The 14211-nt window shown below is 66.2% G+C and carries 11 protein-coding genes; 4 read left to right on the top strand and 7 right to left on the bottom strand.

Annotated features, from left to right (window positions below; translation table 11 throughout):
• The coding region (locus VIM95_RS02820) for a LysR family transcriptional regulator (protein WP_331982783.1) at positions 1-482 on the bottom strand (482 nt) is incomplete at its 3' end.
• Positions 483-541: 59 nt separating this feature from the next.
• On the opposite strand from VIM95_RS02820, the gene VIM95_RS02815 reads away from it, so the two are divergent.
• Positions 542-1612 (top strand): YeiH family protein, encoded by a 1071-nt coding sequence (locus VIM95_RS02815; RefSeq protein WP_331982781.1) that lies wholly within the window; start codon positions 542-544, stop codon positions 1610-1612.
• Here the strand turns inward: VIM95_RS02815 and VIM95_RS02810 are convergent.
• Positions 1609-2085 (bottom strand): Lrp/AsnC family transcriptional regulator, encoded by a 477-nt coding sequence (locus VIM95_RS02810; RefSeq protein ID WP_331982779.1) that lies wholly within the window; start codon positions 2083-2085, stop codon positions 1609-1611. The two genes, VIM95_RS02815 and VIM95_RS02810, sit on opposite strands and share 4 nt — an antisense overlap.
• A 129-nt stretch (positions 2086-2214) precedes the next feature.
• Here VIM95_RS02810 and VIM95_RS02805 point away from each other — a divergent pair, with 129 nt between their 5' ends.
• Complete coding sequence (locus VIM95_RS02805; RefSeq protein WP_331982777.1) at positions 2215-2784, top strand: RBBP9/YdeN family alpha/beta hydrolase; 570 nt, start codon at positions 2215-2217, stop codon at positions 2782-2784.
• On the opposite strand, the gene VIM95_RS02800 is transcribed toward VIM95_RS02805, so the two are convergent.
• Positions 2776-5904, bottom strand: coding sequence for a transglycosylase domain-containing protein (locus VIM95_RS02800; RefSeq protein ID WP_331982775.1), 3129 nt, complete (start codon positions 5902-5904; stop codon positions 2776-2778). The genes VIM95_RS02805 and VIM95_RS02800 overlap by 9 nt on opposite strands.
• Before the next feature lie 260 nt (positions 5905-6164).
• Here VIM95_RS02800 and VIM95_RS02795 point away from each other — a divergent pair, with 260 nt between their 5' ends.
• Entirely contained in the window at positions 6165-6863 is a 699-nt protein-coding gene (locus VIM95_RS02795) for a hypothetical protein (RefSeq protein ID WP_331982773.1), read from the top strand.
• A 76-nt stretch (positions 6864-6939) separates the two neighbouring features.
• On the opposite strand, the gene VIM95_RS02790 is transcribed toward VIM95_RS02795, so the two are convergent.
• Positions 6940-8298, bottom strand: coding sequence for a Kelch repeat-containing protein (locus VIM95_RS02790; protein WP_331982771.1), 1359 nt, complete (start codon positions 8296-8298; stop codon positions 6940-6942).
• A gap of 327 nt (positions 8299-8625) precedes the next feature.
• Positions 8626-9375 (bottom strand): DeoR/GlpR family DNA-binding transcription regulator, encoded by a 750-nt coding sequence (locus VIM95_RS02785; protein WP_331982740.1) that lies wholly within the window; start codon positions 9373-9375, stop codon positions 8626-8628.
• Between the two features lie 129 nt (positions 9376-9504).
• Here VIM95_RS02785 and VIM95_RS02780 point away from each other — a divergent pair, with 129 nt between their 5' ends.
• On the top strand, positions 9505-9894 hold the full coding sequence (locus VIM95_RS02780) for a VOC family protein (RefSeq protein WP_331982738.1): 390 nt from the start codon (positions 9505-9507) through the stop codon (positions 9892-9894).
• 21 nt (positions 9895-9915) lie between these two features.
• Here the strand turns inward: VIM95_RS02780 and VIM95_RS02775 are convergent, their stop codons facing one another.
• A complete protein-coding gene (locus VIM95_RS02775) occupies positions 9916-11322 on the bottom strand; it encodes an efflux transporter outer membrane subunit (protein WP_331982736.1) in 1407 nt (468 codons plus the stop codon).
• Positions 11323-11327: 5 nt separating this feature from the next.
• On the bottom strand, positions 11328-14211 hold a 2884-nt coding region (locus tag VIM95_RS02770), incomplete at its 5' end, for an efflux RND transporter permease subunit (protein WP_331982734.1).

Raw genomic sequence — 14211 nt, 5'->3', positions numbered from 1 at the left:
ACCGCGGCGCAGATGGCGGCGGTATTGCCTATGCGTACCTGCGAGCGCCAGCTGGGCGCCGCTGCCGGTTGGTGTGGTGCCAGAAAGTCCCCCAGCAAGGCCGGCAGCACATGGTTGCCGAGCGTGGTGCTGGCGCCGATGCGCAGCGACTGCACCTGGGCGTCCGCCTCGCGCGCCATGCGTTCGATCTCGGCGGCGCCGTCCAGCATGGCCAGCGCGCGCGGCAACAGGCTGCGGCCGTTGTCGTTCAGCAGCAGCCGCTTGCCGGCCCGGTCGAACAGGCGCAGCGATAGCAGCCGCTCCAGCTCGTTCACCGCCGCGCTGGTGGCGGATTGCGAGAGGGCGATCTCTTCGCCCGCCGCGGCGGTGGTGCCACTCTGGGCAACCGCCACAAAGATCTGCAGCTGGCGTAGGGTAAGGCGCAGGATGTCCATGTTTACGATGTAGCGATTCAACAGCTTGATATTAGCAAGATAAGCCATTGGACGGGTTTATGGCTGGGGCCTAGATTGACGCCATCTCCCCCAAATGAGTCGCTACCATGACGACAACCCTGAACCCACCCTTGCCGGCGGTGCTGCCACCCAGCCCCAGCGGCAAGCTGCCTGGCCTGATTTTGGCTGGCCTGCTGGCACTGGCCGCGCTAGGCCTAGGCCGGCTGGATTGGCTGCAAGCACACGGCTTTACCGCGCTGACCCTGGCCATCGTGCTGGGCATGCTGGTGGGCAATACCGTCTACCCGCGCCTGGCCACGTATTGCGCCGCCGGCGTCGGTTTTTCCAAACAGACCCTGCTGCGCCTGGGCGTGGTGCTGTATGGCCTGCGGCTGACGGTGCAGGATATCGGCCAGGTAGGCTGGAGCGGCGTGCTGGTCGACAGCTTGGTGCTGGGCTCCACCTTTGCGCTGGCCTGCTACGCGGGTACCCGCTGGCTGGGCCTGGAGCGGCGTACCGCCATGTTGATCGGTGCCGGTAGCGCCATCTGCGGTGCGGCGGCTGTCATGGCTACCGAGCCGGTGGTGAAGGCGCGTAGCGAGCAGGTCACCGTGGCGGTGGCCACCGTAGTGGTGTTCGGCACCCTGGCCATATTTCTCTACCCGGCGCTGTACCAGCTCAACCTCGATTGGAACTGGCTACCTGGCGGCAGCCAGCGCTTTGGCATCTATATGGGCTCCACCATCCACGAGGTGGCCCAGGTGGTGGCGGCCGGCAATGCGGTCAGCACCACCGCCGCCGATGCGGCGGTGATCGCCAAGATGGTGCGCGTGATGCTGCTGGCGCCCTTCCTGATCGGCCTATCGTTCTGGCTGGCCCGTGGCCAGCGCAGCGAGGACGCGCCCAAGGCCAAGCTGCAGCTGCCCTGGTTTGCTGTGGGCTTTGTGGCGGTGGTGTTGTTCAACTCGCTGCAATGGCTGCCGGCGGAAGCCATGTCTGCCGCCAATCAGCTCGATACCCTGCTGCTGGCCACCGCCATGGCTGCACTGGGCCTCAGCACTCACCTGGGGGCGATACGCCAGGCAGGCCTCAAGCCCCTGCTGCTCGCCGCCATCCTGTTTGCCTGGCTGGTGCTGGGTGGTGGTGCCATCAACCTCTTGGCGGCATCGCTAGGTTAGGGGACAAAGCCCAGCTGCTTCAGCGTATGTGCCCCAATCGGCTTGGCCGCCTCGCTGCGCAGCACAATGGCGGTGGTGACCGCGCCAAAGCGGGCAATGGCGTCCACCACGCCTTCGAGTTCGTTCGGGCCGGGGATCAGCACCTTGAGCACAAAGCAGTCCTCGCCGGTCACCCGGTAGACCTCCACGATATGCGGCATCTCGCGAAAGCGCCGCAAGCAGGTCTGGATATGCTCGTGGGTGGTCCGCAGACGAATGATGGCGGTCAGCCCCAGTCCCAACATGGCCGGGTCCACCCGCGCGCCATAGCCGGTAATCACGCCACGGCTCTCCAGCCGCTTTACCCGTTCCGAGGTGGCTGGCTGCGAGAGGCCGATGCGCCGCCCGAGTTCAGACAGTGCCAGGCGGCCATCCTCTTGCAGGGCGGTGAGGATGGCGTGGTCGATGGCATCCAGCGTGATCCGTTCGGCCATGGTGGTTTGTCTTCCCTGCCTTGAATTCATCGGAAATATCAACAATCGGCCGATGACTCTGCATTCAGCCTCTAGCCAGTTTGCGGCAAGCTTGGCCAAGTCGCAATGACTTTCAAGGAGGGTGTATAGATGGAGATGATATTGCTGCCGGGCATAGGCAACTCCGGCGAGACGCACTGGCAGACCCACTGGGAGCGGGCCGACGAGCGCATGCGCCGCTTTGCCCCCACGAACTGGGACGCACCGGACCTTGCGGACTGGATAGCCGCACTGGAGCGAGCGGTGGCGGTGGCGAGCACGCCACCCTTCTTGATCGCCCACAGCCTCTCTTGCCTCTTGGTCGCGCACTGGGCGCGCCAGAGCCGCTTGCCGGTCGCAGGCGCACTGCTGGTAGCGGTGCCCGACCCTACCTCTGCCAGCTTTCCGCAAGCGGCGGCGGAGTTCACCTTGCTGGACACCGCCCGACTGCCTTTCCCCACCTTGCTGCTGGCCAGCAGCAACGACCCCTATGCCGCGACTAGCCATGCGCAGCATTGTGCGCGGCAGTGGGGTTCCGGCTTGGTGGAGCTGGGCGAGCTGGGCCATATCAACGGCGCCAGTGGTTTGGGCGACTGGCCGCAAGGGCGGGCGCTGTTGACGGCGTTTACGGCCGGGCTGGCGGTCGGTGGTACGGATAGCGGCGCTGACGGATCAATGTAGTGGCTTGAGCCCCGCGCGCGTCTCCACATGCGGCAAAGGCGGCAGGCCTGGGCCAGCAGGTGGTTCGAAATGGACCGGCGATGGTGGTGGTGGCCCGGGCGGTAGTGGTGGCGGCAGGTCCAGCGTGTCGCGGCAGGCGGCCTGGGGCTCGCGGCTGGCGGGGTCGATCTCGGGCAGGAGGTCGGGCGCCATTGACTTGAGCAGCTGCACCATCATCGCGCTGGTGAAGCTGTATTTCTCGGCATAGGGCTCGCGCACAAAGGCGGTGATGGTGCCGTAGAAATGGTCGCCCAGCGCAAACACAAAGGTGGCCGAGCGGTTGACCCGGCGTGATTCGATCAGGCCGCCACCGCGGGCGTAGACCTCGTAGCGGTGGTCGCCGGTCCCCGTCTTGCCACCCACCTCAAGCACGGTGCCGTCGCGCAGCACGTAGCCTCCCTTGATACGTACGGCCGTACCGCCGTTGACCACGTCGACCAGGAGGTCGTGCGCCACCTCGGCGATCTCGGTCGGCAAGACCCGGCTGGGGGCGCCGGGGGCGCCGTCGAAGCGGGTCTCGTAGGGGGTGCCGGCAGCAAAGTGCAGCCGGGTGAGCGCCTGGGTAGGCTGGCGCACGCCGCCATTGACGATGATGCCCATCAGCTCGGCCAGCGCTGCCGGCCGGTCGCCTGCCGCGCCCACGGCGCTGGCGTAGGAGGGGGTGATGGCGGCAAAGGGGTAGCCCAGCGCGCGCCAAGCCTTTGCGATCTCCTGGTAGGCCTCCAGCTCCTGCATGTACTTGATGCGCTTGTCCTGCTTCTCGGGGCTACGGGTCTGCAGCAGCCAGGCGTAGGCCTGCTGGCGCGCTTCGGCCCCGGCGGTCAGTGTCTCGCCCATGGTGGCTTGCGGTTTGCGCCGCAGATATTCGACCAGCCACAACTCCAGGGGGTGGATCCGGGCCAGGTAGCCACGGTCGCCCAGCGAGTACTTGTCCACCCCGTACTTGCTGTAGAGGTCGTGCAGGGTCTTGTCGCTCAGGGTCTTGGCTGGCAGGTAGCGGCGCATCTGCTCGGCAAAGTGATCAAAGGGCGCCTCGGGCTCCACGCTGCGCAGTATGGTGGCCACCCGGCTCGATTCCAGCCGGGTTTGCGAGAGCAGGAGGTCCAGCATCTGCTCCGGCGTCTTGCCGTGGTAGTTGCGGTAGAAGCGGGCCATGAAGGTGGTGCCCTCCCAGTCCGCAAAGCGCGATAGGTAGGTCTTGCGGGCACTGGGATCGGCCAGTACCTCCTCGGGGGTGCCGGCGAGCTTGGCCATGTGGTAGCGCACCATGTCGCGCATCAGCCGTACGTAGACAAGGTTGACCGACTTCTGCAGACCCTCGGCCACGGTATAGCTGCGGTGGTCTTCTTCGGGGTCGAAATTGGTGAACTGCTGGGCACCGCCGCCGGTGTAGAAGACCTCGGACGGGTTGGCGGAGTAACTACGCTGTATGGCCGCCTGCAACATGGGCTTGAGGCTGCGGTCCTCGGCATGGATGAGATAGTCGAGCGCCCAGCGGTGCAGTACCTCCTGCCGGGCGGTGGGGACGCGTGCGAGGTCGCTGGCCGGCAGGGCAGCATAGCGTTGGTGCAGCTCGGTCATGATCTCCATGTAATGCACCACGGTGCGCAGCTTGGCGGTAGAACCGAGGTTGAGGCGGGCCCCCTGGTTGATGTCGAAGGGGGCGTTGCCGCTGTCGGTCTGTACCCGCAGGAGGTTCACGCCCGGCCCGCGCTCCAGCAGGGTGAAGCTGTAGAGGAGGCGCGAAGGATCGTCGCCAGCCTTGAGCATGTTGTAGCCATACATGCCAGCCGCCTTGGCACCCTCCACGGTGCCGGCAAGGCGCAGCTTTTCGCTCACCGCACGCTGGATGGGGTCGTTGAGGGTGGTGTGGGCACTCAGGTCCAACCGGTCCAGCGCATAGAGGTCGGGCATGCCCAGCCAGCCGGCAAGCTGTACCCGGGCGATGGTGGAGGCCTTCTGATTGACGAAGGAGGGTACCGGGTGGCGGATGGGGCCGGGCCGGAGCTTGAGCGGGATCTTGAGCGCTGCATCGCGCATGGCGGCGGGGATCATGCCGGCCTCGGCCAGGATGTGCAGGTGGTAGGTGGTGAGCTTGTCCAGCTCCAGCGGCCGGCCGCGCAGGTAGTAGGACGGTGCTCGCTGTGCGAGCATCAGTGACAGCACCTCCTTGTAAGCCTGCACCTGGCGCGAGAAAAGCTGGGTGGGGATGGGGGCGAAGGGCTGCTTGAGCAGCGCGTTCACATCGTCGAGGTCACGCCCGTACCAGGTCCAGAGCCCATCGCCCAGGCCGCTGATCTCGCCATAGCCCGCCTGGGCCGAGAGCGGCACGGTATTGAGGTAGTCCACCACGATGCGCTGGCGGGTGGCCATGGTCTCGGGGCCGTCCAGATAGGCCCGTACCGAGGCCGAGGCCATCTGCTTGAGCTTGTCGCTGCGGGTGGTGGTCTGGCCATTGGGCGAGTGGCGGAATTTCTCGATCTGGGTAGCGAGGGTACTGGCGCCGGGCGTGGGGTGGCCGGGCCGCACGATGCTGATGGCCTGGTCGCCAAGCACCTTGCCCAGCCGCGCCCACGATACCGCCGGGTTCTGGCGTGGCTGGGTGGTGTCGAGCAAGTCGCGGTTCTCGATGAACAAGAGGGTCTGCACGATCAGCGGCGGGACCGATTCGAAGCGGTCGTAGCGCCGCTCCGGGTAGCGCATGCTATAGAAGGGTCGGGCATTGCAGTCGAACAGCTCCAGCCCGGCCGCGCTTTTCTCGTGGTAGGCAGGGAACAGGCCTTCCTCGGTCAGCGACAGGAGACTCTGGGACATGCGCGCCTGGGCCGTGACGGCGAAACCACGCGATTTGAGCGCCTGGCTGAAGCTGGGTAGCCGGCTATAGCCCAGCCGCTCGTCATAGGGACCGGTGGTGGGGAAGCGGATGGCATCGCTGGCGCCGGATTCGACCTTGTAGCTGAGCTCGCGGCCCAGCTCCGAGAGATAGCGCGATTGCAGCGTAGCGGTTTGCAGCTCGTCGGACACGAGCAGCCCGACCAGTACGATCAGAAACAATAACCAAATCACAAGCCAGCGACGCACAAGGTCTCCTTGCCCTGATTGGTATACGCAATGCAGCGCTACGGGGGCTAGCTGGGTTCAGTATAGGCAAGCCGATCCTGCCTGCCGGGCCAGTCGTGCCGAGTGTGGCATTGCCGCCAATATCGGTGCGCCGCTACGCTGCCGGCTTGCGGGGCAATTGGAAGGGCAGGCGGGGCCGGGGATCTATCCCAGCTACCGGCCGCCTTTGCGCAGTTCAAACCGGTGATCGGCCTGCAGGAGCCGGCCGCGGAGGAAAAAGTATGAAGCTGAAGCAGGTTGGCTTGAGTTTGCTGCTGGTGGCCGCTAGCCGGGTGCTGGCCGGGCAGGGTGAGGAGGCGGGGGCCGAGTACGCCTACCGTTGGCGGCCGCAGCAGGGTGGCCCGGCGGATGGCAAGGCCGTGCTGGCACTGCTGGGCCAGCCCCTACAGAAGATGGATCAGGTGCTGGTGCAGTACTACACGGTTGAGCCGCCCAAGGACGCGCCGGCCGGCTTTACCGCCATACTGCGGCAACGCAGCAGGCCCGATGGCAGCAAGGCCGAAGTGACCTGGAAGTACCGTGGTGAGCAGGGCTTTCCGGATGGCGACTGGCACTGCCCGCTCAAGGGCAAGGCCAAACAGAAGCGCGAGGTGGATGTGGCCGTGTTGGCGGGGGGCGAGGCGCGCAAGGCTTACTCGCTGAGCTGTACCGTCAAGGGCACGGTGGCCGAGGTGGTACCGGCCAAGCGCCAGCCGAAGGCCAAGGGCTGCAGCAACCCCGTGCAGCGCTTTGAGGGCGACAGCGTGGATGTGGAAGCCTGGCAGCTGGCCAGCGGTCTGGTGCTGGAAGTATCACGCAAGCAGCCTGATGGTGCGGCCGAGCTGGCGGATTTCCAGCACGCGGTGGTGGATAGGCTCAGCGCTGCGGGTGCCCAGGCGCTGGGTGGCAGTAAGTCCCTCTTGGGAAGTGAATGCAGCTGACGCGGGCGAGATCCCAATGAAAAAAGCCCATGCCGTGTTGCGGCATGGGCTTTTTCCTGCTGCGGATCGGGACGATTTATTCGTAGACCAGCACGTTGGATTGCAGCGTGCCAGTACCGTTCTGGCCGCCGACGATCAGCACTCGGCCATCCGGCAGGCGGGTGGCGGTATGGCCCAGGCGGGCAGAGGGCATATTGGCCAGCGTGCTGCCGTCGTTGGCGCCGATACGCTGGGCCTGGTTGGTGATGGCGGTGGCGTCGAGGTAGCCGCCGAACATCAGCACGTCGCCATTGCCCAGTACCACGCTGGCCGCGGCGCTCTGCGCCAGCGGGATATCGCTACGGGCGCTCAGCGCGCCGGTGGATGGCAGGTACTGGTAGGCAATACGCACACCCGCGGTGGATTGCTGGTTCTCGCCGCCCAGCAGCCAGACGCTGCCATCCGGGCGGGCGGCGGCAGTCTGCAACGCAGGCAGGGCGGCGGGGCCACCGGCCAAGGGGCTGAACTTGTTGGTGAGCGGATCGTAGAGCTCGGCGTACTGCACCGTGCCCCAACTGTTGTAGCCGCCGGTGATCAAGACCTTGCCGTCGCTCAAGAGGGTGGCGTTATGGTTGGCGCGGGCCGTGGTCATGGTATTGACGGTGGGAGTGAAACTCTGGGTGGCCGGGTCCCACAGCTCGGCGGTGTTGCTGGTGCCGCCGGGGAAGCCCTCGCCGGTACTGCCACCGGTGATCAGCACCTTGCCGCTGTTGAGCAAGGTGGCGGTATGGTGCAGGCGCTGCGCCAGCATGGCGCCCTGTACCAGGCTGATGCCGGTGGTGGGGTCGAACAGCTCGGCCGCGGCACCGCCCGCCAGGTTGAGGTTGCCGCCGGTGATCAGGAGCTTGCCGCTGGCCAGGAGGGTCATCTGGTGCTCGGAGCGGCCGTTGTTGAGCACGCCAAGCTGGGTCCAGCCCTGGCTGACCGGGTCGAAGCGGTTGATGGCGGTGGAGAGGATGCTGAGGCCGCGCGAACCACCGCTGACCAGCACGCTGCCATCGGCGAGCGCTACCGCGGCATGCTGCGAGACGGCGAAGGTCTGGTCCAGCACGCGGTAGCTGTTACGGAAGCGGACCTGCAGGGTGAGACTGATGGTCTTGGCGTCTGCACCCGTGCCCACCACCAGCTTGTACTCCGTGTTGTCACGCAGGGCTGGCGTTTTGACCGCCACGCCGCTGGTGACCGCGCCCAGACCTGGGTCGATGCGCGCCACTTTGCCGGTGAATTTGGGGGTGAGGGTGGCGACTTCGCCGACCAGGTAGCTGCTGCGGTCCGCCGTCAGGGTGGCATCTCCGCCACTGCCGCCGCTACCGTCGTCCAGCCGGCTGCTGACATTGCAGGCTGCCAGCAGCATGACGGGGAGCACGCAGCTGAGGCGTATCAGGTTCTTGAGCATGGTTCCATCCTAAGCATCTCGGGCGCCAAGGCGCCCGGTATCGTTGTTTTGATTCAGAGCCGCTAACAAAACCCTTCTGGCGTTGTTGTGCAAACTTGCCGTACCAACCGTACTGTCCGTGGCACGCGCCTTCGTTTGCACGCCTGAGCGTGGTTGTTGACGCTTTAGCGTCTTTACAACCACGGCCTCCCCTTTACGGGGGCGCCAGAACCGCTTCGCTGGGTTTTGTTAGCGGCTCTCAGTGGGGGGGCGCAAGGAGCGCCGCGCACTTGGATGGTGCACGGTATACATGGTTCCCGGCACGGTCAGCAATAGCGGCTGACGCGCTCAGGCCGCGCCTGCGACGACCTGCACCAGCGGCTGTTCGCCCGAGAGCCAGGCTGGCGCGCGGTCGGTGATCAAGCGCTCGAAGGCGGCCAGCGGCGCGACCGAGTGCGGGGCGATCTGGCCGAACTTGCTGTCGTCCACCACCAGCACGGCGCTGGCAGCGTGCGCGATCATGGCGGCCTTGAGCTGGGCGTCGGGCGCCAGGTTGGCGGTCACACCCAACTTGGGGTGCACGGCGCAGGCGCCGAGGAAGGCGAGGTCGGCACGGTACTGGACGATCTGAGCCAGCGCGCCGGGGCCGGAGAAATGCCGCTCCAAGGGGTTCCATTCGCCGCCACTCAGCACCAGCTCCACGCCGGCTTGGTCTGAGAACACATTGGCCACGTCGAGCGAATTGGTCACCACCCGTAATGGCGTCACATCCAGCGCGCGGGCCAGTTCCAGGGTGGTGCTGCCAGCGTCGATGAAGACGGTCTGGTGCGGCTCCACCAGGGCGGCGGCAGCGGCGCCCAGCCCGGCCTTGGCGGCAGGGCGCACCGCGCTGCGGGCCGGGTAGCGGATCTGGGTGGTGGCCAGCAGCACGGCGCCGCCGTGGGTCTTTTGCACAAAGCCTTGCCCGGTCAGCGCTTTGAGGTCGCGCCGCACGGTGTCTTCCGATACGTCCAGCTCGCGCGCCAGGGCGGCGACTTCGACCCGGCCGTGCTCGGTCAGTGCGGCGAGTATGCGTTGGTGGCGTTCCTGGGCAAACATGGCGGTCTCGGCTGCGTGGATATGCTGTTTTATGCCTGATGTTGCAAAATACCGCAAGGTTGACTTGACGATAACCGCATTAAAGCGCAAATATTGTTGCCGTTGTTTGCGGGTTTTTGCGAGGTCAGCATGAAAATCGAACATGTGGCGCTCTGGGTGGCCGACCTGGAAGGCATGAAGGACTTTTACGTAAAGCGCTTTGGCGGCTCGGCCAGCGAGCGCTACCTCAACCCGCGCAGCGGTTTTTCGTCCTACTTCATCCAGTTCCACGAAGGCGCCAGGCTGGAGCTGATGCAGATGCCGGGCATTCTGGCGAACGCCAATAGCGAGGTACGGCAGGCCCTGGGCTACGCCCACCTGGCGTTCTCGGTCGGTACCGCCATGGAGGTGGAGCGCAAGACCGAAGCACTGGTCCAGGCCGGCGTGAAGCTACTCTCGGCCCCTCGTCTGACCGGTGATAACTACTATGAGAGCGTGGTGCTGGATCCAGAAGGTAACAGGATCGAGATCACTATCTAACAGCGGTAGGTTGCCGGACCATCAGTCCCGCCAGGTTCCGGCGATATTCTTCAGCAACTGGTTCACCGCCAGCAGTTGCCGCGTCTGCAGCGCATTGAGGGAGAGTTCGCTGTTCAAAAGCTCAGTCTGGGCGCTGGCCACATTCAAAAAGCTCACCGTGCCGGCTTTATACTGGTCCTGCACGATCTCCAGATTGCGCCGGGCGGCGTCCACTGCCTGGGTCTGCAATTTCGCCTCGCCCGCCAGCTGGTGGGCCAGTACCAGATTGTCTTCCACCTCCTGCAGCGCGGTCAGCACGGTCTGCCGGTAGCCGGCGGCGGCTTCGTCGGCCGAAGCGCGCGCCTGGGCGCTGGCCAGCTTGCGCGCGCCGCTGTCGAAGATGGCCTCGGTCAGGCTGGGGCCGAAGGACCAGGCGAGGTTGGGCGCGCTCACGAGACTGGACAGCGTGCTGCCACGGTAGCCGGCGGTGGCACCCAGCGTCAGCGAGGGGAACCAGGCGGTATCCGCCACGCCGATCTGCGCATAGGCGGCCGCCACGCGGCGCTCGGCGGCGGCGATGTCTGGCCGGCGCTCCAGCAGGGTGGTGGGCAGCAGCGAGGGGACGGCGGGCACGGCTGGCAGCTTGGCGGTGCTCGCTAGCGACAAGGCCGCTGGCGGCTGGCCCAAGAGCACGGCCACGGCATGCTCCAGCTGGGCGCGCTGGGCGGCCACGTCCAGCGCCTGGGCCTGCACCGATCGCAGTTGCGTTTCGGCCTGCAGCACATCGCTGCGCGATACCACGCCGGCCGCATAACGCGCCTGGGTCAGCGCCACGCTGCGCTGGTAGGCGGCAATGCTGCGGGCCAGCAGGTCTTGCTGCACCTCGGCGCTGCGTAGCGAGAAATAGCTCTGCACCAGGCTGGCCTGGGCCGAGAGGCGGGCTGCGGACAGGTCGTCCCGGCTGGCTTGCAGGCGCGCACCGGCTACCTGCTCGGCCTTGCCGAGGCGCCCCCACAGGTCCAGCTCCCAGCTGGCGCTGGCAGTCAACCCGTAGCTGTTGGTCGTACTACGCGGGCGGCCATCGGCACCGGGGCTGCCGGCGCGGCTGGCGCTGGCACCAACTGAGAGCGTGGGCCACAGGGCCGATTCGCTGGCGCTCACCGCCGCCTGCGCACTGGCCACCTGGGCTGCAGTGCCCTTGAGGTTTTCGTTACCGATGATCAGCTGCTGCTGTAGTGCGTTCAAGGTGCTGTCGTCAAACAGCGTCCACCACTGCGTAGGCACGGTGACCTCGCTGCCTTGCGTGGCGGCGGCACGTTGCCAGAGGCCGGCCTCCTTGAATTCTGCCGGCGGCTTGATCGGCTGCATGGGCGCCACCGGGCCGGCGCAGGCGGCCAGCAGCAGGGTGGTGAGTGCGGCGGTGGCGAACGAAGGTTTGCGTGCTGGCATGGTGGTCAGCCCAGGGCGGGCGCAGTGTGCGGAGTGGCCGCTGCCACAGCACGCTTGCGGCGCAAGCGGTCTATGCAGACGAACACCACCGGGGTGGTATAGAGGGTGAGCAGCTGGCTCAGCAGCAAGCCGCCGACGATGGCGATGCCCAAGGGCTGGCGCAGCTCGGCCCCGTCGCCTGTGCCCATGGCCAGCGGTACGGCGCCAAAGATGGCGGCCAGCGTGGTCATGAGGATAGGCCGCAAGCGCAGCTGGGCGGCGCGGTAGATGGCCGCACCGGCGCCCAGGGTGTGGCCGTGCCGCTGCGCCGTGTGTTGGGCTGAGATGGCAAAGTCGATCATCATGATCGCGTTCTTCTTGACGATGCCGATCAAGAGCACCACACCGATCAGGGCGATGACCGTGAACTCGGTACCGAACGCCATCAAACCCAGGAGCGCCCCCACGCCGGCCGAGGGCAGGGTGGAGAGGATGGTGACCGGGTGCGCCAGGCTCTCGTACAACATGCCCAGCACGATGTAGATGGTGACGATGGCCGCCAGCACGAGCCAGGGCTGGCTGGAGAGCGAGGACTGGAAGGCGCTGGCCGTACCCTGGAAGCTGCCGTGCACCGAGGTGGGCACGCCGATCTTCTGCATGGCGGCATCGATGGTATCCACCGCCTGCGAGAGCGACACGCCCGGTGCGAGGTTGAAGCTCACCGTGGTGGCCGGGCTGCCGGACTGGTGGTTCACCGCCAGCGGCGTATTGGTGGTCTCTATCTTGGCCACGCTGCTCAAGGGCACTTGCCCGCCGGGGGCGGTGAGCTGCAAGAGCTTTAGCGTCTCGGGGCTCTGCAGGTATTGCGGCGCTAGCTCCATCACCACTCGGTACTGGTTGAGCGGGTTGTAGATCACCCCCACCTGGCGCTGGCCGAAGGCGTCGTTGAGGGTGCTATCCACGGTACCCATGGTGAGCCCCAAGCGCGCTACCGCATCGCGGTCTACCGTGAGCGAGGTCTGCAGACCCTTGTCCTGCTGGTCGCTGTTCACGTCCGCCAGCTCGGGCAGCTGGCTCAGCGCCTGACGTATGCGGGGCTCCCAGGTGCGCAGGTCGCTCAGTTCATCCGCCTGCAAGGTGTACTGCCAGGCGGCATTGCTTTGCCTGCCTCCCACGCGTATGTCCTGTACCGGCACCAGAAAGAGATTGGCACCGGGGATATGCGCCAGCTTGCCGCGCAGGCGGGCGATCACCTCGTCCACGCTCGCCTTGCGCTCAGCCAGCGGCTTGAGCGAGATAAACATATTGGCGCTATTGCGCTGGCCGCCACCGGTAAAGCCGGTGGCGGTATCCACCGCCGGGTCTGCCCGCACGATGTTGCTGAAGGCCTCCAGCTTCTGCTGCATGGCCTGGAAGGAGCTGCTTTGGTCGGCTTGCACATTGCCGGTCAGCCGGCCGGTATCCTGCTGCGGGAAGAAACCCTTGGGGATGGTGATATAGAGCGAGACATTGAGCGCCACCACACCCAGGAGGATAAGCAAGGTGAGCGGCTGGTGGCGCAAGGTCCAGCGCAGGCTGCGGCGGTAGCCGCGCAAGAGCGCCGCCTGGATGCGTGCCAGCCAGCGGCTGATGCGGCCGGGCGATTTGTTGGCCACATGCGGCCGCAGCAGCACCGCCGCCATCATGGGCGTGGTAGTCAAGGAAACCAGCATGGAGACGAGAATGGCCACCGACAGTACCACGGCAAACTCGCGAAAGAGCCGCCCCACCACCCCGCCCATGGCCAGGATGGGGATAAAGGCGGCAATCAGCGAAATGCTGATCGAGACCACGGTAAAGCCGATCTCCTTGGCCCCTACCAGCGCCGCCTCGCGCGGGGCCATGCCGCGCTCTATGCGGCGGGCGATGTTCTCCAGCACCACGATGGCGTCGTCCACTACAAAGCCGGTGGCTACCGTCATGGCCATGAGGGAGAGGTTGTCGATGCTGTAGCCCAGGAGGTACATGACCCCGAAGGTGCCGGCCAGCGAGACCGGCACTGCCACGGCGGGCAGGAGGGCCGCACGCAGATTGCGCAGAAAGAGGTAGACCACGCCCAGCACCAGGCCGAAGGCGATGGCCAGGGTGCGCTGCACCTCCTTGATGGAGGCGCGGATGGTGGGCGTGCGGTCCACCACCACGTCCACATTGATGGCCGGCGAGATGGAGGCGCGCAGCTGCGGCAAGAGCGCGCGCACCTTGTCTACCGTCTCGATGATATTGGCGCCAGGTGCCTTGCTCAGGATCAGCAGCACCGCCGGCTTGCCGTTGCTGAGGCCGTAGTTGCGCACGTCCTGCACCGAATCGCTGATCTCGGCCACATCACGCAGCCGCACCGCCGCGCCATTGCGGTAGTTCAGCACCAGGGGGGCGTACTCAGCCGCCGTGCGGGCCTGGTCGTTGGCGCCGATCTGCCAGTAGCGCTGGCCGTCTTCCAGCGCGCCCTTGGGGCGGTTGGCATTGGTGGCGACCACGGTGGCGCGTACGTTATCTAGCGCAATACCGTTGGCCGAGAGCCGGTTGGGGTCTAGCTCTATGCGCACTGCCGGCAGCGCGCCGCCGCCTATGCTCACCTGGCCTATGCCCTCTACCTGCGAGAGGCGCTGCGCCAGCACGGTAGAGGCGGCATCGTACATCTGGCCGCGGGTGAGGGTGTCGGAGGTCAGCGCGATGATCATCACCGGCGCATCGGCCGGGTTGACCTTGCGGTACTGCGGGTTGCTGGGCAGCCCCGTGGGCAGCAGCGAGCGGGCGGCGTTGATGGCGGCCTGCACATCGCGCGCGGCGCCGTCGATATCGCGGTCCAGATCGAATTGCAAGGTGACGCGGGTGCTGCTGAGCGAGGAGGACGAGGTGATCTCGTTCACCCCG

The organism is Chitinimonas sp. (assembly GCF_036568685.1).
Taxonomy (GTDB): domain Bacteria; phylum Pseudomonadota; class Gammaproteobacteria; order Burkholderiales; family Chitinimonadaceae; genus Chitinimonas.
The sequence above is the reverse complement of the archived record's forward strand: the minus strand, read 5'-3'. Positions and strand labels throughout refer to the sequence as shown.

What these genes read in the sequence shown, in the direction of transcription:
- VIM95_RS02815 (WP_331982781.1), top strand. Translation starts at nt 542, where the DNA reads ATGACGACAACCCTGAACCCACCCTTGCCGGCGGTGCTGCCACCCAGC.
- VIM95_RS02810 (WP_331982779.1), bottom strand. Translation starts at nt 2,085, where the DNA reads ATGGCCGAACGGATCACGCTGGATGCCATCGACCACGCCATCCTCACC.
- VIM95_RS02805 (WP_331982777.1), top strand. Translation starts at nt 2,215, where the DNA reads ATGGAGATGATATTGCTGCCGGGCATAGGCAACTCCGGCGAGACGCAC.
- VIM95_RS02795 (WP_331982773.1), top strand. Translation starts at nt 6,165, where the DNA reads ATGAAGCTGAAGCAGGTTGGCTTGAGTTTGCTGCTGGTGGCCGCTAGC.
- VIM95_RS02790 (WP_331982771.1), bottom strand. Translation starts at nt 8,298, where the DNA reads ATGCTCAAGAACCTGATACGCCTCAGCTGCGTGCTCCCCGTCATGCTG.
- VIM95_RS02785 (WP_331982740.1), bottom strand. Translation starts at nt 9,375, where the DNA reads ATGTTTGCCCAGGAACGCCACCAACGCATACTCGCCGCACTGACCGAG.
- VIM95_RS02780 (WP_331982738.1), top strand. Translation starts at nt 9,505, where the DNA reads ATGAAAATCGAACATGTGGCGCTCTGGGTGGCCGACCTGGAAGGCATG.
- VIM95_RS02775 (WP_331982736.1), bottom strand. Translation starts at nt 11,322, where the DNA reads ATGCCAGCACGCAAACCTTCGTTCGCCACCGCCGCACTCACCACCCTG.